We start from the raw sequence: 24,905 nt of genomic DNA on the forward strand, positions 1-24,905 counted from the left end.
AATCCCCTCCGTTCCTCGCGGCGACGCAGCGCGGCGGCCACCGCAACCTCCGTTCCCGGCCGCGACAGGAACGGAGGAGATCCGAAGCGGCACGCCGGCAGAGCGCGGGGAACGGAGGAGGTCCCGGGGCGTTGTGACGGGATCTCCTCCGTGTCGGCGGAGCGGGTGGCGGTGGGCCGGGCCGGGAAACCCGGCCCACCGCGAGCGCACGCGCGGCGCCGCGGGCCGGCGGGCCGAATACGCCGACGTCACGGGCCCCCTTGCGCGACCCCGCTTAAGAGATTGCCGACGGGCCGGATCATGACGCCGGTTCGGAAAGAAAGTGCGGCGGGGAGGTTCCCGTCCTCCCCGCCGCGCGACGGAGAGGGCTTACCCAGCCTCTCCCTCGGCCGGTCGCTGGCCAGAACGGGTCTGGCTCATCGCTTCCGGATCCTCGGCCGACGGCGCAGCAGGAGCAGGGCGGCACCGGCGATGAGCGCGGCCAGGGCCGTCATCGCCCAGGCCAGCGACCCGAGCAGGTCGCTGCCGGTGCTCGCCAGCCCGTGGACGGGCGGATCGATCACCGTCGCGCACGCTGTGGCAGTGTCGCCGCACCGCTCGTCGCCGGAGGACGGATCCCACGGGCCGGCCGGCGTCTCGACGCTGGCGCGGTTGGTGGTGTCCTGCGGTGCGATGAGCTTCGCGGCGACGGTGATGGTCGCCTTCGCGCCGACGGCGATGCCCGGGATCACCCAGTGCAGCTCGCCGTCCGTCACCGTCGTCGTGGCGGGCTGAGCCCCGACCACCTGGAGGCCGGCGGGAAGGTGGTCGGTCACGGCCACATCCTTCGCGTCGATCTGCCCGTCGTTGGTGACCGTGATCGTGTAGACGATCGTGTCGCCGACCGTGGCCGTCGACCGGTCCGCCGTCTTCGCGATGGTGAGGTGCCCCACATCGAAGCGGTTGGTCACGGTCACGGTCGCGGCGGCGCCCGCTGCGATCGTCACGGTGCCGTCGGCCGGGTCCATCGTGGTGGCGGTCGCCAGTCCGGCGTCCGTCTCCTCGACGGCGCAGGACGCGCCGGCGATCAGGCCGTCGATGCTGGCCGTGTAGCCGTTCGCCTTCGACAGGACCACCGTGCCGTCGCTGCCGAGGTCGATCGGCGTGACCACCCCGTCCACCTCGTAGGTGCAGGTGACCTGCATGGTGAAGGGGCCGGCACCGAAGGAGGCGACGCCTTCGCCGATCCGCTTCTTGTCGATGACGAGGGAGCCGGTGTCGAACGTGTTCGTGATCGTCACCTCGGCCGGCGCTCCCGCCGGGACGGTGACGCCGGCGCTCGGCGCGATCGACACGCCGGTGGCACCGCCCGTCGCCGTCTCGGTCACGTCGCAGTGGGCGCGCTGGATCAGGCCGGTCACCGTCGCCGTGTAGCCGTTGGAATCGTCCAGGGTGACGACGCCCGCGTCCGGCAGCGGGATGGTGAGCGTCTGGCCGTCCTTCTGCCAGGTGCAGACGAGCTGGGCCGTGAACGGGCCGGCGCCGTAGCGCGCGACGCCGTCGCCGACGCGCTGCTTCACGATGGTGACGCTGCCCGCCGAGAACGTGTTCGTCACGCTCACGGTGACCGTCGGCACGGAGCCGTCGGCCGCTCCCGGGATGGTGACGGTCGGCGTGTCCACCGTGCTGCCCGTCGCACCGCCGTCCGTGGTCTCCACCACGGAGCACTCGGTGCCGGCCGGGTAGACGCCCGGCACGGTCAGGGTCTGACCGCCCACGATGGAGAGGTCTCCGTCGAACAGCGTCTGGTCTCCGGCGTACACGCAGGTCGCGTGGACCGTGAACGGTCCGTCACCGTATCCGGCCGCGGCGTCGCCGTCGACGATCTTGGTGATCGCGAGAGCACCGGCCGCGTAGTGGTTCGTGATGGCGGCGGTCGTCGCCTGGGGTCCGGTGCCGAGGACCACCGTCGCCTGCGCGCCGTCGGTCGCCTGCGCACCGTCGACCGAGATGGCGACGTGGTTCGGCGCGGTGGCCGCGCCGTCCGCATCCGTCTCCGTCACGACACAGCTGGAGCGTGCGGGCAGACCGCTGATCGTGTGCGATCCGCCGTCCTGGAGGGTGAAGGCGGCATCTCCGGCGGCGAGCGGGATGCTCTGGCCGAGCGGAGCGGTGCAGACCACGCTCACACCGAAGGGCCCGAAGGAGCCGGCCGTCGCGGCGGTGTCGACGTGCTTCGTCACCGTGAGGTCGGTCGTGCCGTACTCGTTGACGATCGAGACCTTCTGGGCGTCCGGCACCGGTGCGCTGGAGTCCGCCGCGGCGATCGAGACCGACCCGGGCGTGACGGTCCGGCTCGCCTCGCCGTACGATCCGTCGGCTCCGTGCTCCGTGACGGCGCACTGGGCGCCGGTCGGGATGCCGTCGATCCGCGCGGTGTACTGGTTCGCCGCGCTCAGCGTCACCGCCGCGTTCGCCCCGAGGTCGACGGCGACGTCGTCGACCGTGCAGGACACGTCCGCCTGGAAGCTGGTCGGCGCGTACTGCGCCGCCGGCCCGGTGACGGTCTTGGTGATCTGCAGCGGGCCGCCCGTCAGGATGACGCCCGCCTTGATCGGCTCCTGCGGCCCGGCCGGCTGCGAGCCCGATGCGTAGGTCGGGTAGAAGCCGAACGAGTTCCAGGCACGGACAGCCGTGACGGGGGCGCTCACCGGAGCGCGGTGGTCGCCGGCCGTCGTGGTCGGGACGTTCGTGCTGGTGTAGGTCACCTTGACCGCGGCGCCGGCCGCGAGGGTACCGGAGGGGGTGCCGCTGAAGTCGAAGACCATCTTCACGCCGGTCACCTGGGCCGCCTGGATGGTCGAGCCGATCCGGCTCGACGGCACCCACGCACCGGCCGGGCAGGAGGAGCCCGGGGTGATGTCGGCGGCACAGGGCTTCGCGTCCGTCGTCACGTACCAGGTCATCACGGCGCCGGCGGCGTCACCGGTCGGCTGGAACGTGAGGTCGCCGGTGAACTCCGGCGAGTACACGGAGCCGCGGGCCGACGAGTCGACCACACCGGTGTCGCCCGGGTACGGGAAGACGTCGACCGCGGTCAGCGTCTTCGCTGCGACGTTTCCGCCGTTCACCATCTCGAGCTTCCAGTCGTCCGTCGCGCCGATCGCGCTGACCGCTGCGCACGGGTAGCGGTAGTAGCCGTCCGCGTCGGCCGTGCAGGGCAGCGCCGGGTTGACGACGTTCTGCGCCTGCCCGGTGGAGGACCGCACGCCCTTGGATGCGGTGAACGAGCCCTGCGACAGCGTGGTCACGACGTTGCTGGTCGAGCACGTGTTGCCCGCGAACGTCACCGCCCGCCCGTTGCCCGGGTTGAGCGCGGCGCAGTCCGCGCTGGTCAGCTGGCGGTCGGTCGACACCCCGAAGGTGTTGACGGCCGTCTTGGCCGGAGCCAGTCCCGGCTTGATCTGCAGCCCGATGGTGATGCTGTAGGTCTCGCCCGGCGCGAGCTGCGAGCCGGCCGGCCAGGTGAACCGGATCGTTCCCGCCGTCGCGTCGTAGGTGCGCGTGATCGCCGCGCCGTCGACGGGCAGGGTGCCCCCGGTGGATGTGCTGAAGGTCGGCACGTTGGTCGGCACATAGAGCAGCGATCCGTCCGCGGGGAGGGTGTCCGTCACGACAGGGTTGGCGAGGCTGCCCGTTCCGTTGTTCTTGAACCGCAGCGTCCAGTTCACCTCGCGTCCGGAGGCGGCCTGACCGGGGCTCGTCTTCTCCACCTGGAGCTTCGCGGTGCCCGGGTCCACGGTGAAGGCCGCGCTCGCGCTCGCCTGGGTGGCGTGCACGTCGTTGTAGGACGCGTCGGCGGTGACGGTGTCGGAGATGGTGCCCGCCGCCGTCTCGCCCGGCATGGGCTGAGCGACGACCGTCGAGGTCACCGGGCCGCTGCCGTCGCGCAGCGTGGAGCGGAGCGAGACGTTCAGCCGGACGTCGTCCTTGTCCTCTGAGGCGGAGAAGGCCGCGCCGTCGGCACGCGTGTAGGTGTAGCGCAGGCCGGTCACATCCGCGGCGGAGACGCCGGACGGGAGGGCCGCCGAGCCGATCGCCGTCGGCGTTCCGGACACCCATTGGGCGCTTGCGCCCTGGCCCGTGCGCGCATCCACCTGCACCCGGTCGGCGCCGGTCGGCGTGTTGGGCAGGGTGAACGACTTCAGGGTGAAGGCGTTCCAGAAGCTGTCGTCCGAGTCCTCGATGACGAGGATCTTGGGCGACAGCGTCCCGGTCGACCGCGCCCGCAGGTTCACCTGGATGGGGTCTACCGGGTTGGCCTGCAGGGTGCTCGTCGGGGTGAAGGTCTTCCCGGTGGTGACCTGCAGGTTGCCGTTCTGGAGCGTCACCGTGACGCCCTGCTCGTCGGCGGCCTGCACAGCCGGGTAGACGTCGTCGTGGAGGGTGGCGTGCGCGTTGTTGACGATCGTGCTGGGCACCGGAGCGGTGCCACCCGTACGGGTCGTCTTGCGCAGCTGCGCCGTGAGCGAGAGGCCGACCTTCTGCTGGGGGGCGATCGTGCCGCCCGTCCCATCCGCGCCCTGCGCGTTCGTGCCCCGCAGGAGCGCGCTCACCGCGACGACGTCGCTGAGGTCCGCCGGTGTCATGGCCGCGGCCTGCGCGAGCGTGACCGTCTGGGTGGTGGTGGTCCCGTCTCCCGCCAGGTGGAGCAGGGAGACGCTGGAGGCGCTCGTCTGGACCCCCGGCGCCTGGGTCAGGTCGACGACGATCTTCGTCAGATTCAGCTGCTCGAACGGGTTGGACGCGGCGTCATAGGGCGCGAACACGCACGGGTCGGACGTTGCGGCGTTCACACACTCCGTCGGGTCGGAGAGGCGCAGCTGCCAGGTCTTGCTCGTCGACGTGTTGGTGGCCGTCGTCGCGTACGTCGTGCTCGGGTACGCCGAGGCCGGGACATCGGGCTGCGGGATGACGAGCGTCTGCGGGGAGGCGGTCTTCGTCACCTTCGTGGTGAACGTCGGGTCGATGATCGTGACGTGGTCGTTCGCGTCGCGGCTGACCGGGTCGCCGTCGAACGGCTGGGCGCCGACGCGCACCGTGTTGTCCACGGCCCCCGGCGATCCGCCGAGGTTGTAGGTGCGGGTGCCGGTGACCCAGTCGGTGGCCGTCCCGCCCCGGAGGGTGTTGCGCACGGCGAGGTCGAGGTGCATCGTCCGGCCGTTCGGCTGGGCGCTCGCGCTCACGGCGGCGACCCCGCTCCCGACGGCAGGCGCGGTCGGGTCGCCGGTCGACTGGATGCGCGCGGCGCGGTTCGGGCTCTCGATCACGGTCAGCCGCACGCCCTGGGTGCTGGCGCGCTGCGCGGCGGTGAGCGTGTAGCCGGGGAAGACGCCGTCACAGGCGTTGGCGCTCGTGCAGGCGGAGGATGTGATGTCGTTCCACTGCGTCCCGTCGAAGAGCTCGACCTTGGAGACCTTGTCCCAGCGGATCTGCGGGTCGAGGGTCGCGCCCGCGGTGGAGGTGGGCGTGATCGCGTCGATGCGGACCAGGTCGAACGCCTGGAAGACGCTGCCGCCGATGGGGCTCGGCACGGCCGGGTCCTGGATGGTCATCGACTGCATCCCGCTGACCTGGCTGCCCCAGCCGAGCGTCACGCCGGTGGTGGCGCCGGACTGCGCCTGGACGACCTTGGTGCCGTCCCAGCTCTTGGCCGCGAGCAGCGGGCCGGGGCCGCCCTGCGTCGCCTGGACGCCGACGGTGGCGCAGTCGGCGACGGGCTGGCTGGTGATGCCGGATCCGGCGACCGTTCCGGACGCCTGGCTGAGGGCGCAGTTCTGGTACGGGGTGACGGTCGGGTAGGCGCCCGGGTCGGTCGGGCCGCTGTCGTCGCGGAGCTGGCCGCGGGCGGTGAAGGTGATCGCCGGCTTGACGTTGGTCGCCTGGCCGAAGCCGTCGGCGTCCTGGAAGGTGAAGCGCAGGCCGCGGAGGTCGGAGTGCGTCGTCCCGTTCGGCAGCACGCTGTCGAGGGTGGCCGAGTAGGTCTTGGATGCGGCCGTCGCGTCGACGACGGTGAGCGTCTTCCAGGTGGTGCCGTCGGTGGTGTACTCGATGGTCAGCTTCGAGCCGAACGGCACCCCGGTCGGAGCGATCGCGGTGGCGTCGAAGGCGTTCCAGTACGGCGCGCTCGCGGTGTCCTGCGGCTCGCTGATCACGATGGTGTCCGGCCGGACGGAGCTGGTACCGGTCGGCGTCTGCGCCGACAGCTGGACCAGGCTCGTCCCGCCCGGGATGACCGTGCTGGGCGTGATGGTCTTGTCGAGGGTGAGCTTGACCTCGGGGAAGTACACGTCGAGGTTGGCGTTCGCGGTGTCGGTCGCGGTCCCCGCCGGGTTGGCGCCCTCGACCGTCGCGGTGTTCGGGTAGCTGACGAAGCCGGAGCCGGCCGGGCCCGCATCCGTCGTCGTGTTCACGGTGAAGGGGATGCTCGCCGTCGCTCCGGGGGCGATCGACCCGGTGTAGACGATCTGGAAGCCCGTCAGGTACTGGCCGCCCGCAAGCGTGGGGGCATCCGGAAGACCGGAGGCCTGGTCGACGGTCGAGTCGGCAGGTGCAGCGCCCGAGTTGACGAGCCAGTGGACGGTGGCGCCGGTCGCACCCTGCGGCCATGCGGCGGCGGCGGCGAAGCCGCCGAAGGTCACCTTGTTCGTGAAGAACGTTCCGGAGCCCGGCTCGGTCACCGTCAGGCTGGTGAGCGGTCCGGTCGAGGTGTTCTTCGCGGTGACGGTCGCGACGGAGGAGTGGCCCGCGGGGATCTGCGGGTCGACGAACGACTTGTCGGCGGAGACCGAGACGGTGAGCGGTGCGACGACCTGCTGGGCGGACGCGACCGGCGCCTGCCCGTCGCCGCTCGGCGTGCTGACGGTCGCGCCGACCTGGTTGGTGCGGGTTCCCCCGGTCACCAGGCTCGCGCCTCCGGTGCGGGCCGTCGCGCGCTGCGTCAGGGTCAGAGCGACCGATCCGGCGGCGCCGCCGGCCTCGATGCTGTCGCCCGTGCTCGACGAGAAGACGAAACGCAGACCGGTGACGTCGCCGGGCTGCACGCCGGCCGGGAGCTGCGGAGTGGCGCCGACGGGTCCGTCGACGCTGCCGCCCGCGGTGAGGGCGACGACCTGGACCTGGTCCGCGCCCGCGGGGAAGGTCACGGCGCCGAAGCCCGCGAGGTCGTAGTACTGGAACGTGCTTCCGGCGGCCGAGGGGTCGGCAGGCTCGGCGACCGTCAGGCTGGTGGCCGCGATGTTGGACGTGTTCTTCACGGTCAGAGCGACCTGGGAGGTCTCGCCGGGGTTGTACTGCGTCGAGCCCGGGGTCCAGGTCTTCGAGACGGAGGCGGTGATCACGTCGGGGACGCGCACCGTGACCGGCACGGAGCCGCTCACGGTCGCCGCGTTGGTCGCGGTGAAGGTGGCGGTGTTGGTCAGCTGGGTGCCGTCGAGCGACTTGTCGACGTTCTGCGGCATGGTGACCTGGATCTGCACCGACCCGGTCGTCCCCGCGGCGAGGCCCGTGCTCGCCGGGACGGTGTTGGGGACGCTGTCGGCGAAGGCCACGGTGACCGTGTTGCCGTTGACCGTCGTGGTGGCGCTGCCCGCACCGACGACCGTCGGCTTTCCGACGATCTGCAGCGGAGCGGGGACGGGGTCGCTCAGGACGGCGTTCACACATCCGGTCGTCGTCGACGAGCAGCCGTAGTTGAGCGTGTAGAGGAAGCTCTGGCCGGGGGTGACCTCGGTGACATTCGCCGTCTTGGCGAGGTTGAGCACGCCGGAGCCCAGGTCGTCGGCGTTGGCCGCGGGAGCTCCGACGGCCACCGCCCCGATCAGGGCGAGCACGATGCCCGCGGCCACGCTGGCCGGGGCGCGGAGCGTACGGCGGCGGGCGTGGGCGCCGCGGGCAGGCAGGAACAACGAACGGAATCGGGTAAGCAAGACGTGGTCCTTCGGGCAGAACAGTCGGGAAGATCGCGGAGGTGCGGGAACACGCAGCGCGTCGGGTACTGCCCGGAGTCTTTCGGAATCGCGGGGGGAGGTGAGCGTTTTTCACCCCGGGTTCACCCTGCTGGAGGGCCGTCTTCCCCTGTTCTGGGGGCAGGAAGGGGCGTCAGAGCAGGATGAGAGCCGCGGCCGTGGCCGCCGACAGCGCGACGACGAACACGGTGTCGCGCACGCGCCACTGCGGCGGGGTGCGCTCGGTGCGACGCGGATGTGCTCCGAACGCGCGGGACTCCATGGTGAGCGCGACGCGGTCGGCGTGCCGGATGCTGGACGCCAGCAGGGGCACCACCATCGCGCCGGCACGACGCGCGGCGGCGACCGGTCCGCGTCCCGGCGCGACGCCGCGCACCCGCATCGCCCGCCGGAGGGAGGCCAGCTCGGCCGCGAACCGCGGCACGAACCGGTAGGCGGCCACGGCGGTGTAGGCGAAGCGGTACGGGATGCGCAGCTGCGCGGTCAGGGCGCGGGCCAGATCCGGGCCGGTGGTGGTGAGGCCGCCGACGAGGGCGAGCGTCACGACGGCGGCGAGCCGCAACGCGGTCGTCAGCCCGATGAGCAGGGCCCCGACCGTGAACCGGTACGAGCCGACCGCGACCAGCACCGTCGGGTCCGCGATCCTGTCCGGGGCCGCCCACACGCCGAAGCCGATCGCCATCACGAGCACGCCGGCCGGCATCCCGACCAGGAGCGCCACGACGGCTCCGGCGCGGAGGCGCGCGCCGGCCAGCAGCAGGACGACCGCCCCGACCAGCAGGACGAGCGGCACGGCCGCGTCCCGGGTGACGAGGAGCCCGATCCACGCCGGGACGACGGCCGCGATCGGGGCCAGCGGGTTGAGGCGCGAGAGGAAGCCGGGGGGCCGCTCCGCCAGGCGGAGGGCGGTGGACGCGGCGGTCATCGCGGGCCCGGGAGGTCGGCGAGGCGGGTGAGCCCGCGCAGCGGCTCGGGCACAGCGGGGTCGGCGAGGGCGCGCGCCAGGGCGGGCTGGCGGAGTCCGTGCGCTTCGAGCAGCGCGGGGTCGCCGAGGATGCGGGTGGTCTCGCGCACGACCGGCACCCGGCCGCCCTCGACGATCGCCACGTGCGACGCGTACTCGCCGATCAGTCCCAGGTCGTGCGTCACGGCGATCACCGTCGTTCCGCCGCGGTTCAGCTCGGCGAGCAGCCCGAGCAGCTCGGTCGCGCTGGCGCGATCCTGGCCGAAGGTGGGCTCGTCGAGCACGAGCACCGGCGCGCCCTCGATGAGCGCCGTCCCCACCGAGAGCCGCCGCTTCTGGCCGCCGGAGAGCAGGAAGGGATGCGCCGAGCGATGCCCGGTGAGCCCCAGCGTCGCGAGCATCGCATCCACGCGTTCTGCGATCTCGGCGGGGGGCCGCCGACGCTGCCGCAGTCCGAAGGCCAGCTCGTCCTCGACGCTGTGGGTGACGAACTGGTGCTCGGGATTCTGGAAGACGAACCCGACGGTCTCGCGCAGGGCGCGGACGGAGGCGCGGGCCGGGTCGAGCCCGAGGACGTCGATGGTCGAGCGCGGGGCGCGGGCGACCCCGGCGAGCGCTTGCACGAGCGTCGTCTTCCCCGCGCCGTTGGGGCCGACGATCGCGAGGAAGTCGCCGCGCCCGACGCGTAGCGAGACGTCCTCCAGCACCGCCCGTCCGCCGCGCCGGACCGTGAGCCCCGAGACCTCGACCGCCCACCGTCGAGTCCGCGAACTTTGCACGCCTGGGGCCTCGCGAGCGTGCAAAGTTCGCGGACTCGACGGTGGGGGGATCTCGGCGTGGGAGAGGGCGCGCGTGAGTTCGGCGGGGGTGAGCGGGAGCGGATCGAGGGGGATGCCCGCCGCGCGCAGGCGCAACGCCGCGGTCGTCGGGGTGGGCAGCCAGACGCCGAGCGCATCCAGCTCGTCCGCGCGCTCGCGCAGCACCTCGCGCGCCGGGCCGGAGGCGAACGGGCGGCCCGACCCGTCCAGTACCAGGACGGTGTCGGCGATGGCCAGAGCACGATCGAGGTCGTGCTCGATCAGCACGACGGAGTGCGTCGAACCGGGTCCGGTGAGCCGTCCGAGCACCCGGTAGACCTCCTCCGCGCCGGCGGGATCGAGGTTGGATGTCGGCTCGTCGAGCACGAGCAGTGGCGCGTCGAGCGCCAGCGCGCAGGCGATCGCGAGCCGTTGCCGCCCACCGCCGGAGAGCGTGTCGGGGTCGTCGTCGCGCCGCTCCCACAGCCCGACGGCTCGCAGCGCGGACTCGGCCCTGGCCTCGACCTCGCCGACCGGGACGAGCCGGTTCTCCGGCCCGAAGCACACCTCGTCGAGCACCGTGCGTGCGACGAGCTGGGCGTCCGGGTCCTGGAACACCATCCCGGTGTGCTCGCTGAGCTCGGCGACCGTCGCATCCCGCGTCAGGACGCCGCCCACCCTCACCGACCCCTCCACCTCGGCGGGGACGGCGTGCGGCACGAGCCCGTTCAGCGTCAGCGCGAACGTCGACTTGCCGCATCCACTCGGGCCGAGCACGAGGAGGACCTCGCCCGGCGCGACGGTCACGTCGATGCCGTCGGGCGTCCACGCCGAGGCGCCGTCGTGCCGGACCCGGACCTGGCTCGCCTCGGCCGCGGGCACGGTCGGGGACGCGGAGTGGGCGGTCTCGGCGGCGGTCTCGGCGGCGGTCTCGGTGGGGCCGGATGCCGACGGAACGGCGTCCACGGACCTCCGATCGCCCACGGACCCTCTCCTCTCGCCGACCCGCCCCACGCTACGGCACGCGCCGCGACGGCGCGAAGGCCCGCGCGGGAGGACGTCCGCGCCTCACGCGACCGCATCCCCTCCGTTCCGCGCCGGAGGCAGGCCGTCGGAAACGGAGGAGTCTGCGGGCGGCGCGCCGAGTCCTGGCGTGAAACGGAGGCGGACCGGGCCGATCAGCGCCGCAGATCCTCCGTTTCGCGCACGGCGCACGCGAGCATGGGAGGGGATGCGGCTCAGCCCCGCGCCTCCTGCACGTCGCGGGTCTTGAGGGTCCAGTAGGTCGTGACGGGATGCGTGCCGAGCACGATCTTGCCGCGCGAGTGCAGGTTCTGCAGGTCGTCGTAGGCGTACTTGATGTCGGTGAGCGGATAGAAGCCGGAGATCAGCAGGGTGAACGCGCGTTCGTCGGCGAGCTGCGCGAGCCTCCCCAGCTGCGCGGTGCCGTGCGCCACCGTCTCGGGGTCGTCCTGGAGCAGCCGCAGCTCGGTGTCGCGGCGGTCCTCGCTCGACCGGTACCTCGACGGCGGGACGCCGAGCGCCTCCGCCAGGGCCCGTCCGTCCTGCCCGAAGTTGTCGATCAGCGCGGTGACGCCCGTTGGCGCCTCGGCGCGGATGCGCTCCTCGATCGCGTCGCCGTAGCGCACCGGCCGGATGCCCAGCTGCCGCAGGTAGTCGAAGTTGCGGTCCCCGCACGTTCCGATGACCCGGGCGCCCCGGTGCTTGGCCAGCTGCGCCTCGATGCTGCCGACGCCGCCGGCCGCCGCGGAGATGACGACCGTGTCGTCCGGGCCGATGCGGAGGTCGTCGAGCGTGTCGAGAGCGGTCACTCCCGCGAGGTACAGGCCGCCGGCCACCTCCCACGGAACGTGCGGCGGCTTCGAGACGAGGGCCGCGACCGGCACGACGATGTACTCGGCGTGCGCCCCGACACGGACGTGCCCGATCACCTCCGCGCCCTTCCGGAACCGGCCGGCGGCGTCGCCGGTGACGACGATGCCGGCGAAGTCGCTGCCCGAGCCCCGGGGGAACGGCTCATCCGCCCAGGCCGTCTCCCGGCCGGTGCGGATGAATCCGTCGATGTGGTTGATCCCGGTGGCGATCACCTCGACGAGCACCTCGTCCGGGCCAGGCGTCGCCAACGGCCGTGTGCGTTTCTGGAGGACGTCGACATCCCCGTTGCCGTCGTACTCGAAGACCATGGTCTCCCCGGGCGTCTTTGCCATGGGATGCTCCTCCCGCCGCCGATCGCTGTGATCGTGACGTCAGGATATACCTAGCTTGGCTAGAAACTCTACTGTCTACCGTTACCCGTCGCCGCCGCGACGAGCACACGCGTCAGAACGACGCCGCATGCTCGAAGTGCAGCTGCAGCGGCTCGACAGGCACATCGAGGTTCGCTCCGCCGCGGTACCGAGCGCCGATGTGGCGTTCGGGGAGGCGGGAGCGACCCGCGCCGAACAGGCGCTCGCGCAGCGTACCCGAGGAGGAGCCCTCGTCGGGCAGGCGGCCACGATGGCGCAGCTCGGGCACCACCAGATCGGCGAAGTCGCGGGCCGTGTCGAAGGAGTGGTACTGCCGCAGGTTGATGCCGTCCAGCCCGTCCTCGTCCAGCCAGCGCTCGATCTCATCGGCGACGGTCCTCGGGTCGCCGACCACGAGGAACCTCTCGTCGCGGCCCACCTTGATGAAGTCGAGCGCCTGGCCGACCGTGCTGTCGAGCGGAAGGTACGGCACCTTCGAGGCCGGGAAGTCGGCGCGTGCCAGCGCCTCCCGCACGGTGATGTCGCGCGGGAACGCGGTCAGGTCGACCGGCAGGCTGCTGTGCGCGAGGATGCCGTCGAGGCTCGCGCGCTCCCGGTACAGCCGCCACTTGTCCTCGGCCTCCTCCTGCGTCCGTCCGACGATGACCCCGGCCATCGCGATGAAGCGGATGTCGTCGCGCTCGCGCCCGTGCCGTACGGCCGCCTCGCGCATCCCGTCGGCATTGCGCCGGAACTCCTCGCTGGTGCGGCCGCCGGTGAAGACGACCTCGGCGTGACGCCCGGCGAACTCGATGCCCGCCGGCGATCCGGTCGCCTGGAACAGCGTCGGCGTCCGCTGCACCGACGGGTGGACGATGTGCGGCCCGGCGACGCGGAACCGCTCGCCGACGTGGTCGATGTACCGCACCTTCGACGGGTCGGTGAACACCCCGGCCGCACGGTCGGCGACGACGGCGTCGTCATCCCACGAGCCCTCCCACAGCTTGTAGAGCACGTCGAGGTACTCGTCGGCGTACCGGTAGCGCTCGTCGTGCGGCACCTCGCCGTCGAGGCCGAAGTTGCGCGCGGCGTTCGGGAGGTACGACGTGACGATGTTCCAGCCGATGCGACCCTTGGTCAGGTGGTCGAGCGTCGACATCCGGCGGGCGAACGCGAACGGCGGTTCGTAGGTGGTCGAGAAGGTCACGCCGAAGCCGAGCCGCTCGGTCACCGCGGCCATCGCCGGGACGAGCAGCAGCGGGTCGAGGTTCGGGCTCTGCAGCCCCTCGCGCAGCGCCGTCTCCGGGCCGCCGCGGAACACGTCGTACGCGCCGATCACGTCCGCGAGGAAGATGCCGTCGAAGCCGCCGTGCTCGAGCAGCTGCGCCAGCTCCAGCCAGTAGTCGAGGTCGGCGAACCGCTCCCGGTTGTTGCCCGGAAGCGTCCACAGGCCGTGCGTGATGTGGCTCACGCAGGCCATCTCGAACAGGTTCACGAAGAGCTGCTTCGGTTCGCTCATGCGGCGGTCTCGCTTTCAGGGGTGGCGGCGGCTCGCGCGGCCGGGTCGAACTCCGGGATGGCGGCGATCAGGGCACGAGTGTACGGGTGCGCGGGCCGTTCGAAGACATCATCCGGCGACCCCTCCTCCACCACCACCCCGTCCTTCATGACGAGGACGCGGTCGCTGAGATGGCTGATGACGCCGAGGTCGTGCGAGATAAACAGGTAGGCGACGCCCGACTCGCGCTGCAACTCGGCGAGCAGGTCGAGGATCTGGCCCTGGATGGTGACGTCGAGCGCCGAGACGGCCTCGTCCAGCACGATCACGTCCGGACGGGGCGCCAGCGCGCGGGCGATGGCCACGCGCTGACGCTGCCCGCCCGACAGCTTGAGCGGGAAGCGCGGGAGCACGCTCGCGGGCAGGCCGACCTGCTCCAGCAGTTCGAGCACCCGCGCGCGCCGCTCCCCGGCCGCGGCGAACCGCTCCGAGCGCAGGGCGTCGAGCAGGATGCGCTCGACGTTCCAGCGCGGATCGAACGAGCTCAGCGGGTCCTGGTAGACCACGGCGATGCGGCTGCGCAGACCGCGCCGCCTGCTCTCCGCGAGCGGCGCCCAGGGCTGACCGAGCAGCCGCACGGCGCCGCCGTCGAGCGACTCCAGCCCGAGAGCGAGGCGTGCGGTGGTGCTCTTGCCCGATCCGGACTCCCCGACGATGCCGAGGGTCTCGCCGGCCCGGAGCGAGAACGAGACCCGGTCGACCGCCGTGGTGACGGTCCCGTCGGAGGTGTGGAAGCGCTTCACGAGCTCGGTCGCCTCCAGCACGACCGCCCCGGCCGGCGGCTTGGCCGGCACCGGTGCGGCCCCCGGCGTGAGGGCGTGGCCGCGGGTCGCCTCGCCCGGCACGGCGGCGATCAGGGCACGTGTGTACTCATGGGAGGGCGCGCCGAGCACCTGGTCCGCCTGGCCCTGCTCCAGCACGTCGCCACCCCGCATCACCAGGATGTGGTCGGCGAGCCGGGCGACGACCGACAGGTCGTGACTGATCAGGATCACGGAGGCGCCGCGCTCCTTCATCCGCTCCAGCTGGTCGAGCACCTGCGCCTGCACGGTCACGTCGAGCGCCGTCGTGGGCTCGTCGGCGATCACGATGTCGGGATCGAGCGCGATGGCGGACGCGATCAGCGCGCGCTGCCGCAGACCGCCCGAGAGCTGGTCGGGCCGCTGCTTGGCACGGACGGCCGGGAACGGCACTCCCACCCGCGTGAGCAGGTCGAGCACGCGCTCCCGCCGCGCCCGGCGGCCGCCCCAGCCGTGCAGCCGGAGCGCCTCCTCGATCTCGCGCCCGACCGCGCGCAGCGGGTCGAGCGACACCAGCGCATCCTGCAGCACGAACCCGATGTCGCGGCCGCGGATGCGCTTCCACTCCCGCGGGCCGAAGGCGCGGACGTCCTCGTGGTGGATGGTCAGCTCGTCCGCCTCGACGACCGCCGACCGGCCCGCGAGGCCGACCAGGGAGCGGGCCGTCACCGACTTGCCCGAGCCGGACTCCCCGACGATCGCGACGCACTCGCCCGGCCGCAGGTCGAAGCTCACCCCGTGGACGACCGGACGCAGCACACCATCCACCCGAAACGCGGTGCGGAGGTTGCGCACCCGCAGCCGGGTCGCCGGCCAGTCCAGCTCCTCGACGATGCCGTCGGTCTCCGCGCTGTCGCGCTCGACGATGCTCACGACCGCTCTCCCTTCTCCAGGCGCGCCTGGATGTGCCGTCCGATGGTCGTCGCGGCGAGCGCCACGGCGACGATCACGAGTCCGGGGATGACGACGAGCCACCACGCCGTCGTCAGGTACTGGCGCCCCGCATCCAGCAGTGCGCCCCACTCCGAGGCGGGCGGGGCGACGCCGAGGCCGAGGAACGAGAGGCTCGACGCCCAGACGATCGACTGCCCGATCGACAGCGCGAACACCGCGACGAGCGGCCGTAGCGCGTTCGGCAGGATGTGCGCACGCAGGATGCGCCACCGCGAATGGCCGAGCGCGGTCGCCGCCTCGACGTATCCCGATTCGCGCGCTCCGAGGATCTGCCCGCGGATCATCCGGGCGTACCCCGGAGCGGTGCCGATACCGACCGCGAAGACCTGGGTCGCGGCGCTCGGCCCGGCGATCGCGATCAGCAGCAGGGCGAGCAGCAGGGCCGGGAAGGCGAACAGGATCTCCACGAACCGGTCGATCACCACGGCCACCGGATTCACGCCGAGGGCCGCGAGCGTTCCCAGCACCAGAGCCAGGCCGACGCCGACGGCCGCGGCGCCCAGACCGATGGTCAGCGAGTCGCGGGCGCCCCAGACGACGCGGGTGTAGAGGTCGCGGCCCGACTCGTCCGTGCCGAAGGGATGCACGAGGCTCGGCGGCTGCAGGGCCGCCTGGTAGTCGATCGCGGTCGGCAGATGCGTCGTCAGCGCCTGCGGCGCGATCACCGCGACCAGCAGGAGGACGGCGAAGGCCACGGCGGCGACGAGCCCCCACGGCGTGCGACCGAGTCGCGCGGCGAGCGTCGGGCGGACCGCGGCGGCGGGGGCGGTGCTGGCGGGAGGGGTGCCGAGGGCGGTCATGTCAGCTCCAGGCGGGGATCGATGAGGGTGTAGACGACGTCCACGATGAGGTTGGCGGCCACATAGACGATCGCCACCAGGGTGACGATGCCGGTGACCACGGGGAGGTCCTGCGCGTTGACTGCGCCGACCAGCACCGAGCCGATGCCCGGGCGCGAGAAGATCGACTCCACGATCACGGCGCCGGAGAGGGTCGCCCCGAGCGCCCAGCCCGACAGGGTCACGGCGGGGATGACGGCGTGCCGGAGCACGTGACGCAGCCGGATGCCCCACTCGCCCATCCCGCGCATCCGCGCCGACAGCACGAACGGCTGATCGAGCGAGCGCTCGAACTCGGTGCGGACGCTCTGCGCCATGAACCCGGCGAGCGGGATGGCCAGCGTCAGCGCGGGCAGCACGATCCCCGCGGGCGACGAGCCGCTGATGATCGGGAACCAGTGCAGCCCGAGGCCGAACACCAGGAGCAGGATGATGCCGAGCCAGTAGGCGGGGAGCCCGGCCGTCACCACATCCACCGTCGACCCGAAGCCCGACAGCCGGGGCCCGCGTCCGGCGGTCAGCGTGACCCAGACCACCATGATCAGCCACGCGAACGCGATGGCGGTCAGCGAGAGCGTGAGCGTGCTGCCCAGCTGCTCGCCGATCACGGCGGTGACGGGCCGGTACTGCTGATACGACGTGCCGAAGTCGCCGGCCACCAGGCCGCGGAGGTAGTCGAGGTACTGCACGATCACGGGCTTCGTGAGCCCGTACTGCTGGTTGATCTGCGCCAGCTCCTCCGGGGTCCGGGCCTGCGCCTGGCCCGCGCGGATGTTGAGGATGGTCGTCGCGCGGTCGCCGGGAAGAGCCAGCTGCGCGAAGAAGGCGACGGTCGCAGCCCCCCACAGCACCACGAGTGCGGCGCCGACCTTGCGCAGCAGGGTGATCGCGACCGCGCGGCCCCCGCGGGGCCGGATCGGGTTCTGCGCGATCGGCCCCGCCGCGGCGCCCTGCTCCGGCGCGGCGCCCTGCTCACTTGACGAAGTAGGCGTCATAGAACGTCGGTCCTCCCTGTGCGTGCTCCTGCCACACCCCGCGGAGCTTCGGTGCGACGGCGAGCGTGCTCAGCCGGTCGTAGACGCCGATCGAGAGCGCGTGCTCGGCGATGTAGTCCTGCGCCTTCTCGTAGGCGGCGTTCTGCGCCTGCACCGTCGGGGCCGAGTTGCCGTCGAGGATGTACTGCTCGAGCGTCGGGTCGTTGTAGAACGCGGCGTTGGAGTAGTTGGGGTGGTCCGGGGTCGACGGGCGCCAGTTGATGTAGAGGATGCCCGCGGTGACGGCCGTCCAGTAGCCGGCGGCCAGGTCGTGAGTGTCGGGTCCGGCGTACTTCCCGGAGAAGAACTCGCTCTGCGGAACCGGGACGAGCTTCACGTCGAAGCCGACTTTCGCCGCCTGCTCCTTGACCCCCTGGAGGATGGCCGCGCCGTCCGCGTTGATGATCGAGCCGGCGCCGTACGGCAGCGAGACGGTGAGCTTCGCGCCGTCCTTCTCTCGGACGCCGCTGTCGCCCTGACGGGTCCATCCGGCGGAGTCGAGGAGCGCGTCGGCCTTTTTGAGGTCCTGGCTGTACCAGCCCGCCGCCTTCTCGCTGTAGCCGGGCGTCGCCTGGCTGACGCCGCCGTTGCCCTCGAACGGGATGACTCCCCGGCCGATGGTGTCGACGATCTGCTTGCGGTCGAGGCTGTAGGCGAACGCCTGGCGCACCTTCTCGTCGGTGAACGGACCCTGCTGCGTGTTGAACGAGATCTGCTGCGGCCGGCCGGGGGTCACATACTTCTCCAGCTGGTAGCCGCCGGACTTCAGCGTGCTCCACTGGACAGCGGGGACGTCGTAGATCGCATCCACCTGTCCGCCCTGCAGGGCGGCGACGCGGGTGGTCGGGTCGGCGACGAACTTCCAGTCGATCTCGTCGACGTAGGCCGGGCCGGTGTGCTTCGCGTTCGCCGGCGGCGACGTGTAGTTCTTGTTCTTCTTCAGGATGATGTCCTGACCGCGGTTCCACCTGTCGACGATGAACGCGCCCGACCCGATCGGGGCCTCGCAGTTCTGCTCCTTGCTGCGGGTCTCCAGCGCGTGCTGCGACTGGATGCCGAAGTAGCCCTGGGTCAGGTTGTCGGCCAGCCGCGGGTAGGGGAGGGAGAGGTCGATCTGGAGGGTCGTGTCGTCGACGGCCTTCGCATCCTTGTAGTAGCCGTCGAGCCAGACCTTCGCGGTGCTGTTGCCGCCCTGCACCCAGTAGTCGAAGTTGTAGGCGACGGCCGCGGCGGTCAGCGGCGTCCCGTCGGTGAACGTCACGCCCTTCTTCAGGTCGAAGGTCCAGGTGAGACCGTCGTCGGACTGCTTCCACGAGGTCGCGAGCCACGGGACAACCTTGTGGTCCTCATCCAGCGAGGTCAGGTTGTCGAGCACCTGGTACGAGAGGTAGGCCTGCTCGATCCAGCCGCCGAACACGCAGGCCGGCTCCTGCTGGTGGGCGTAGACGATGGTGCCGCCGGCGACCTTCGTGCCGGAGCCTGCTGCGGCGTCGGAGCCGGAGGCGCAGGCGGACAGCGCCAGCGCGCCGGTCAGGACGACGGCGGCGGCGCCGAGGGAACGGGGGGAACGGGAACGCATGAGGACTCCTCTGGCATCGGGGATGCGCATCAGGATGCGGGAGTCCGCAAGCGCCGTCGATGCCGCGTGTCCTTCTGTTTCACCGCCGTCACAGGGCGTCACGCACGCTTCCGCGCAGGCGTCCGCGGCGTTATGCGTGCGCGCGCGTCAGTGCCACAGGAGCGATCAGTGCGACAGGAACGATCAGTGCGACAGGAACGATCAGTGCGACAGGAACGACTTGAGCAGGATGACGACGACGCCGAACAGGCCCGTCACCACCGCCCCGACCAGGCACGCCCACACACCCCGTCCGCGCACATGGAAGACCAGGAAGCCGAGCAGGGCCAGCAGCAGGACGCACAGCCACAGCGCCAGCGAGACGCCGAGGTCGGCGGGGAGGATGCGCAGAGAGGCCAGGAGCAGCGGGATGCTCGGGATGACCGCGGCCTCCAGCATCCCGCTCGACTCGAACAGGGCGTGCCGCAGCGAGTCGCGCATCCGGTCGCTCAGCCGGTCGGCGTCGCCGTGGAACCCGAGCGCGTCGGAGTACACGTGCGCCAGCCAGAACACCACGATGCTGACCAGGCTGAACACGAGGATCTGCACGGCCGAGCCGCTGTCCTCGTTGTCGACCGCCGTCGCCGCGATCACGCTCGCGTAGACGATGGTCCCGTAGATCGCGGCGGGCGTTCCCCAGTGCCGCCAGAGCGCGCGGTGGACCCGGACGTCGTCGCGCTCGACCGGCGGGTTGAGGTCCATGGATCCCATGGCACCCATTGTGTCCGACGCGGGCGCTGTGCGCCCCTGTCGATCGTGCCGGGACGGTGCGGCGTGGCGGGGATCAGGTCCCGCCGCTGAGCGGACAGGCCCGGAGCTCGCCGTCCGCCGAGACGACGATGCCATCCGGCAGGTCGAACCCGCCGGGCGCGTAGATCACACCGCCGCCGATCGTTCGTCCCCGGGGCTCGAGCCCCTTCAGAGCGTCAGGGCCGACGTCGTCCCTCCTCGGGTCGTCGCCGCAGGTGAAGTCGCGGTCGTCGTACTGCACCCGGGTCGGGATGGCCCGCGGCCACCAGTCGGCCGTCGCGGCGTGCACCTGCACGAAGACGGTCACGACGCCCGCGATCACGACGCAGCAGGCCAGTACGATCAGCACCGCCGGCCAGCGTCGGCGAACGCGACGCCCGTTCACCGGTCCGTTCCGCGGGGCACCTGGCGCACCCAGGTCGAGAGGACGGTCCCGCCGGGCTTCGGGGTGTCGATGAACCCGTTGAGGTTCGCCTCGAACTCGTCGCCACCCGGCACGCCGGCCCGCACCCAGGTCCCGCCGGAGCACGCCGCGCCCGACCGCTCCGGCGTGCCGTCGGTATAGGCGAGACAGACGCCGAACGGATGCGTGCCGCGCAGGACGTAGAGGTCCCAGCCGTCGACACTGCCCTGGTAGCGCGAGGTCGACAGGTCGCCGCCGTCGACCCGGGGGATGAGGTCGGTGGGCACCCGATCCTGCGCGGTGCGCTCGCCGTCGAACGGGGACGGCGGTGACACGCACCCGCTCAGCCCCATCGCGACCACCGCCGTCATCGCCGCCATCGCCGTCGCGCACATCCACCGTCGCATCGCTTACCCCCCGACGGCACGCTAGCAGCTGCGCGCGCCGCGGCCCAGAGCCGCCGGCGGTCGCGGGAAGGGAGGTGATCCCGGGCGGCGCGCGGCGGAGCGGCGGGGAAGGGAGGGGGCTCGCCGCGCGGGCAGCGAGATGTCCTCCGTTTCTGCTGCAGGTCGTGGGCGGGGACGGGCCTGGCCCGGCGGGGCGGGCACGGCTACCGTGGCGGGCATGAGCCCGTCGAAGAAGTCCGAGACGTTCCTCGAGGCTGCGGGGCACGAGGTCCGCATCTCGAGCCCCGACAAGGTCGTCTTCCCCGAGCCGGGACTGACGAAGCTCGACCTCGCGCGCTACTACGTCGCGGTCGCGGACGGCGCGCTGCGCGGAGCGGGCGGCCGGCCGATGGTGCTGAAGCGGTTCGTGAAAGGACTGTCGCAGGAGCCGTTCTTCCAGAAGCGCGTGCCGGAGGGGCACCCCGACTTCATCGACACCGCGACACTGCACTACGCCAGCGGGACGTCCGCCGAGGAGGCCGTGGTGCGGGATGCGGCCGGGCTCGCGTGGGTGTCCAACCTCGGGTGCCTCGACCTCAACCCGCATGCGGTCCGCGCGGAGGACCTCGAGCATCCCGACGAGCTGCGCGTCGACCTGGACCCGATGCCCGGGGTCGACTGGTCGCAGATCGTCGATGTCGCCTTCGTCGCCCGCGAGGTGCTGGACGACAACGGGCTGGTCGGCTGGCCGAAGACGAGCGGGTCGCGCGGCCTGCACATCCTGGTCCGCATCGCTCCGACGTGGGGGTTCGCGGACGTCCGGCTCGCCGCCGAAACGCTGGCGCGCGAGGTCGAGAACCGCGCCCCCGGGCTCGCCACGGCCCGCTGGTGGAAGGAGGAGCGCGGCGAGAGCGTCTTCGTCGACTTCAACCAGAACGCGAAAGACCGCACGGTGGCCTCCGCGTACTCCATCCGGCCGCTCCCCGACGCGCGGGTCTCCACCCCGCTGGACTGGGACGAGGTGCGCGAACGGCGCCCCGAGGAGTTCACCGTCCGGACCGTGCTCGACCGCTTCGCGGAGCGCGGCGACCCCCACGACGGCATCGACGAGGCCGTCGGTTCGCTGGACGCCCTGCTCGCGCTCGCGCGGACGCTGGGGCCGTCGGAGAAGCCCCCGCGGAGCGGTGACGGCGCCGGCCGCCGCGTGTCGCAGATGCCCCTCATCGAGGTCGCCCGCACGAAGACGAAGCCCGAGGCGCTCGACGCGCTCGAGCAGTGGAAGGCCGCCCACCGGGATGTCGCGGCCCGCCTGCACCCGGCGGACGAGCTGGTCGACGGGATGCGCGGCTCCAGCTCGCTCTGGTACCGCGTCCGGGTGAACCTGCAGCACGTCCCCGAGCCCGAGCGCCCGGAGCAGGAGCCCCTCATCGCCGACTACGACCCGTGGGCGGGCCGGCAGTGGCCCGGCCGCGGGTGACCGCTCACGACCGCGGCTGTTCGCCCGACCGCGCAGGTTCGGGCTGACGCGCATCCGAGGCGGACGCGCCCGACGCTTCCCGGCCGATGGAGCGGAGGCTGCGGTCGAGCACGGTGATGAGCAGGAACACCGCGGAGATGCCGACGACGACCCAGCCCAGCACGTGCAGGCCGCCGGTGCTGGCGTGGGCTCCGTAGACGTTGCCGTAGACGACGGAGGCGACGATCGCGCCGAGGTAGAAGAAGGTGCGGAGCAGACCGGCGGAGGACGCGATCCGCTCCGGTTCGGCCTGGTGGTACAGCGTATTCTGGATCGCGAGGTTGTTGAGGCCTTGCGGGATGCCGAGCACGAGCATGGTGACGACGAGGAACCAGATGGGCGTCGTGCCGCCCATGAACAGCACGAGGATGCCGGCCGCGAGCTGCGCGATCGACCCGATGAGGAGCTTCCAGAGCACCTCCGGGCGCCGCCCGAACGCGAGCGCCACGCCGATCCCCGCGGCGAACACCGGCAGCAGCACGAGGCCCGCCGCGGTCGGGCTCAGCGCCCTCCCCTCCTCCAGCCACTGGGTGAACCCGTAGACGAAGGTGTACGAGATCGTCGCGGTGAGGAGCGAGCGCGTGTACGTGAGCAGCAGCGGCCCGTTGCCACCGAGCACCCGCAGGTCGATGAACGGAGCCTCCACCCGGAGCTCCCACCAGACCAGGGCGGCACCCGCGACCAGCGCGACCGCCAGCATCCAGAGGGTCGCCACCGCGATGTTCTGCAGGAAGACCAGCAGCGCCAGCATCGTGACAGCGAAGAACAGGATGCCGAGACCGTCGATGCGGGGCCGCTGGTCGCGCGGCGGCTCCAGGCCCGTCGTGCGGGGCAGCAGGATCCAGCCGAGGATGACGCTGGCGACCCCCAGCGGGAGGTTCACGGCGAACGTGGCACGCCACCCCCACGCCCCGATGAGCAGACCGCCGAGGGTCGGGCCGATGACCGCGACCGTCTGCGTCGTCACCGAGAGGACGGTGAGGATGACGGCCGGCGATGCCACGCCCGTCCTCTGCCCCTCGGCGCGGATCATGTGCATCGCCGCCGGATAGCCGGCGCAGGTGCCGAGGCCCAGCACGACCCGCGCAGCGACGAGCCACCAGATGCTGTCGTGCGACGCCGGGATGACCAGGCCGATCGCACCGGCGACCGCGACCAGGGCGCCTCCCGCGAGGAACAGCCGCTTCACCCCGTAGATGTCGACCAGCCGGCCGACCAGGGGCTGACCGATGGCGGTGGCGAGGTAGAGGGCGGAGACCAGCCAGACCGTCTCGGACGCGGGCGCCCCCAGCGCGATGCCGATCGGTGCGAGTGCAACGGCGATGATGGCGGTGTTGATGGGATTGAGGACGGCGCCGAGCATCATCGGCGCGAGCAGCCGCCGATCGAAGCGGCCGGGCGGCGGAGGCTTCAGCGCCATCAGTCGAGGACCCGCTCGAGGATGGCGGTCGCCGCGGCGAGCGTGATCAGCTCGGCCTTCGACACCTGCTGCGACAGTGCCTCGTCCAGCCAGGCCAGGCCGGCCTCCTTCTGGCCGGCGACCTGCGCCCATCCCGCCTCGGTCAGGTCGACGATCTGCCGGCGGCCGTCGTTCGGGTCCTGGCTGCGGGTGACGAAGCCCACCCCCTCCAGGGCCTCGACGATCGCCGCCATCGACTGCGGGCGGACGCGCTCGGCCATCGCGAGGGCGCTCACCGTGGAGACGCCGCCCTTGCTCAGCCGAGAGAGCGCGGACGCCTGCGAGGGGGTGATCGCGTCGGCCGTCGCCTCACGCAGCTTGCGGAGCAGCCGCGCGAGGACGGCCCGGAGGTCGACGGCGATCTGCTGGGGTGTCACATCGGGTTGCCCGGAAGTCATATCGACAGTCTAGACTGCACAGTTGTACCTGTCTAGATTCGAGAGGACCCCGATGACCACCGCCCTGCTTCTGATGGACTTCCAGAACGGCATCGCCGGCCGCCCCGGCTTCGAGCCGACGGTCGAGGCCGCCGCCCGCGCGCTCGCCTCCGCGCGCGACCACGGCATCCCGCCGGTCTTCGTCCGCGTCGCCTTCCGCCCCGGCTACCCGGAGGTCGCCGCCTCCAACCTCGCCTTCGGCGGGCGCGCGGCGGCCGCCGGCGACGCCATGCTGGTCGACCGTCCCGCCACCCAGATCATCGACGACCTCGCGCCGCGCGGCGAGGAGCCGGTCGTGGTGAAGAAGCGCGTCTCCGCCTTCGCGGGCAGCGACCTGGACGTGCTGCTGCGCGGCCTGCGCGCCGACGAGCTCGTGCTGACCGGCATCGCGACCGGCGGCGTCGTGCTCTCCACCATCCGCCAGGCCGCCGACCTCGACTTCCGGCTCACCGTCCTCGCCGACGCGTGCGGCGACCCCGACCCGGAGGTGCACCGCGTGCTCACCGAGAAGATCTTCCCCCGCCAGGCCGCCGTCACGACCGTCGACGAGTGGGCCGCGGCGCTCTGACCCTGCCGCCGCACATGCGGCACGATGGGGGGATGACGACCGCACGCGTGATCTCGGTGAGCAGCGACGGCTCGCACCGCTTCTCGAAGCCGACCCGGGAGTCCATCACGCTGGTGGCCGGCCTCGGCGTCGAAGGGGATGCGCACTTCGGCGCGACGGTCCAGCACCTCTCCCGCGTGCGGCGCGACCCGACGCAGCCGAACCTGCGCCAGGTCCACCTGATCCACCGCGAGCTGTTCGACGAGGTGACGGCAGACCTCGCGCCCGGGCAGCTCGGCGAGAACGTCACGACCGACGGGCTCGATCTGCTCGGGCTCCCGCGGGGCACGCGCCTGCACCTGGGCGACGAGGCCGTGATCGAACTGACCGGCCTGCGCAACCCGTGCGTGCAGATCGACCGGTTCGAGCCCGGCCTGCTCAAGCAGGTCGTCGGCACGGACGCCGACGGCGCCACCGTCCGCAAGGCGGGCGTGATGGCCGTCGTCGTCACCGGCGGCGTGGTGCGGCCGGGCGACCCGATCGAGGTGCGGCTCCCGGCGGAGCCGTTCTCCGCGCTCGCTCCGGTCTGAT

General features: G+C 72.1%; 17 protein-coding genes. 3 read left to right on the forward strand and 14 right to left on the reverse strand.

The genetic code is table 11. The features are described from left to right. Nucleotides 1-416 precede the first annotated feature (416 nt). The 12 genes from BJ963_RS12935 to BJ963_RS12990 all read right to left on the reverse strand — a co-directional run bounded on the left by BJ963_RS12935 (nucleotide 417) and on the right by BJ963_RS12990 (nucleotide 20,376). Complete coding sequence (locus tag BJ963_RS12935; protein WP_246298058.1) at nucleotides 417-7,967, reverse strand: DUF5979 domain-containing protein; 7,551 nt, start codon at nucleotides 7,965-7,967, stop codon at nucleotides 417-419. A 172-nt stretch (nucleotides 7,968-8,139) separates the two neighbouring features. Continuing rightward, nucleotides 8,140-8,931 (reverse strand): energy-coupling factor transporter transmembrane component T, encoded by a 792-nt coding sequence (locus tag BJ963_RS12940; RefSeq protein WP_179457092.1) that lies wholly within the window; start codon nucleotides 8,929-8,931, stop codon nucleotides 8,140-8,142. Continuing rightward, nucleotides 8,928-10,751, reverse strand: coding sequence for an ABC transporter ATP-binding protein (locus BJ963_RS19540; RefSeq protein WP_343037277.1), 1,824 nt, complete (start codon nucleotides 10,749-10,751; stop codon nucleotides 8,928-8,930). Before BJ963_RS19540 ends, BJ963_RS12940 begins: the two co-directional genes overlap by 4 nt. Nucleotides 10,752-11,005: 254 nt before the next feature. After that, nucleotides 11,006-11,995, reverse strand: coding sequence for an NADP-dependent oxidoreductase (locus BJ963_RS12950; protein ID WP_179457093.1), 990 nt, complete (start codon nucleotides 11,993-11,995; stop codon nucleotides 11,006-11,008). A 112-nt stretch (nucleotides 11,996-12,107) separates the two neighbouring features. Further along, nucleotides 12,108-13,532, reverse strand: a complete 1,425-nt coding sequence (locus BJ963_RS12955) for an NtaA/DmoA family FMN-dependent monooxygenase (protein ID WP_179457094.1) — start codon at nucleotides 13,530-13,532, stop codon at nucleotides 12,108-12,110. Next, nucleotides 13,529-15,244 (reverse strand): dipeptide ABC transporter ATP-binding protein, encoded by a 1,716-nt coding sequence (locus BJ963_RS12960; RefSeq protein ID WP_343037278.1) that lies wholly within the window; start codon nucleotides 15,242-15,244, stop codon nucleotides 13,529-13,531. The genes BJ963_RS12955 and BJ963_RS12960 overlap by 4 nt, the downstream gene beginning before the upstream one ends. Beyond that, the gene (locus BJ963_RS12965; RefSeq protein ID WP_179457095.1) at nucleotides 15,241-16,125 is read right to left on the reverse strand and encodes an ABC transporter permease; all 885 of its coding nucleotides are present in this window, start codon (nucleotides 16,123-16,125) and stop codon (nucleotides 15,241-15,243) included. Before BJ963_RS12965 ends, BJ963_RS12960 begins: the two co-directional genes overlap by 4 nt. Next, on the reverse strand, nucleotides 16,122-17,159 hold the full coding sequence (locus BJ963_RS12970; RefSeq protein ID WP_179457096.1) for an ABC transporter permease: 1,038 nt from the start codon (nucleotides 17,157-17,159) through the stop codon (nucleotides 16,122-16,124). The genes BJ963_RS12965 and BJ963_RS12970 overlap by 4 nt, the downstream gene beginning before the upstream one ends. Continuing rightward, nucleotides 17,137-18,777: an ABC transporter substrate-binding protein gene (locus BJ963_RS12975; protein ID WP_179457097.1), complete on the reverse strand. Its 1,641-nt coding sequence runs from the start codon at nucleotides 18,775-18,777 to the stop codon at nucleotides 17,137-17,139. The genes BJ963_RS12970 and BJ963_RS12975 overlap by 23 nt, the downstream gene beginning before the upstream one ends. Nucleotides 18,778-18,978: 201 nt before the next feature. Next, the gene (locus BJ963_RS12980) at nucleotides 18,979-19,527 is read right to left on the reverse strand and encodes a hypothetical protein (protein ID WP_089916491.1); all 549 of its coding nucleotides are present in this window, start codon (nucleotides 19,525-19,527) and stop codon (nucleotides 18,979-18,981) included. A gap of 73 nt (nucleotides 19,528-19,600) precedes the next feature. Next, complete coding sequence (locus BJ963_RS12985; protein ID WP_179457098.1) at nucleotides 19,601-19,915, reverse strand: hypothetical protein; 315 nt, start codon at nucleotides 19,913-19,915, stop codon at nucleotides 19,601-19,603. 32 nt (nucleotides 19,916-19,947) lie between these two features. Next, the gene (locus tag BJ963_RS12990; protein ID WP_179457099.1) at nucleotides 19,948-20,376 is read right to left on the reverse strand and encodes a hypothetical protein; all 429 of its coding nucleotides are present in this window, start codon (nucleotides 20,374-20,376) and stop codon (nucleotides 19,948-19,950) included. A 217-nt stretch (nucleotides 20,377-20,593) separates the two neighbouring features. On the opposite strand from BJ963_RS12990, the gene ligD reads away from it, so the two are divergent. After that, nucleotides 20,594-21,832 carry a non-homologous end-joining DNA ligase gene (gene ligD / locus BJ963_RS12995; RefSeq protein WP_179457100.1) on the forward strand — a complete coding sequence of 413 codons (1,239 nt, stop codon included), beginning with the start codon at nucleotides 20,594-20,596 and terminating at the stop codon, nucleotides 21,830-21,832. A gap of 4 nt (nucleotides 21,833-21,836) precedes the next feature. Here the strand turns inward: ligD and BJ963_RS13000 are convergent, their stop codons facing one another. Then, nucleotides 21,837-23,291, reverse strand: a complete 1,455-nt coding sequence (locus BJ963_RS13000; RefSeq protein WP_179457101.1) for an MFS transporter — start codon at nucleotides 23,289-23,291, stop codon at nucleotides 21,837-21,839. Beyond that, nucleotides 23,291-23,728: a MarR family winged helix-turn-helix transcriptional regulator gene (locus BJ963_RS13005; protein ID WP_218857080.1), complete on the reverse strand. Its 438-nt coding sequence runs from the start codon at nucleotides 23,726-23,728 to the stop codon at nucleotides 23,291-23,293. Before BJ963_RS13005 ends, BJ963_RS13000 begins: the two co-directional genes overlap by 1 nt. 52 nt (nucleotides 23,729-23,780) lie before the next feature. Between BJ963_RS13005 and BJ963_RS13010 the strand changes: the two genes are divergently transcribed. Beyond that, nucleotides 23,781-24,335, forward strand: coding sequence for a cysteine hydrolase family protein (locus BJ963_RS13010; RefSeq protein ID WP_179457102.1), 555 nt, complete (start codon nucleotides 23,781-23,783; stop codon nucleotides 24,333-24,335). A gap of 32 nt (nucleotides 24,336-24,367) precedes the next feature. After that, complete coding sequence (locus BJ963_RS13015) at nucleotides 24,368-24,904, forward strand: MOSC domain-containing protein (protein ID WP_179457103.1); 537 nt, start codon at nucleotides 24,368-24,370, stop codon at nucleotides 24,902-24,904. Nucleotide 24,905 lies beyond the last annotated feature (1 nt).

Origin of the sequence: Leifsonia soli, assembly GCF_013408745.1 — a bacterium.
GTDB classification, from domain to species: Bacteria; Actinomycetota; Actinomycetes; order Actinomycetales; family Microbacteriaceae; genus Leifsonia; species Leifsonia soli.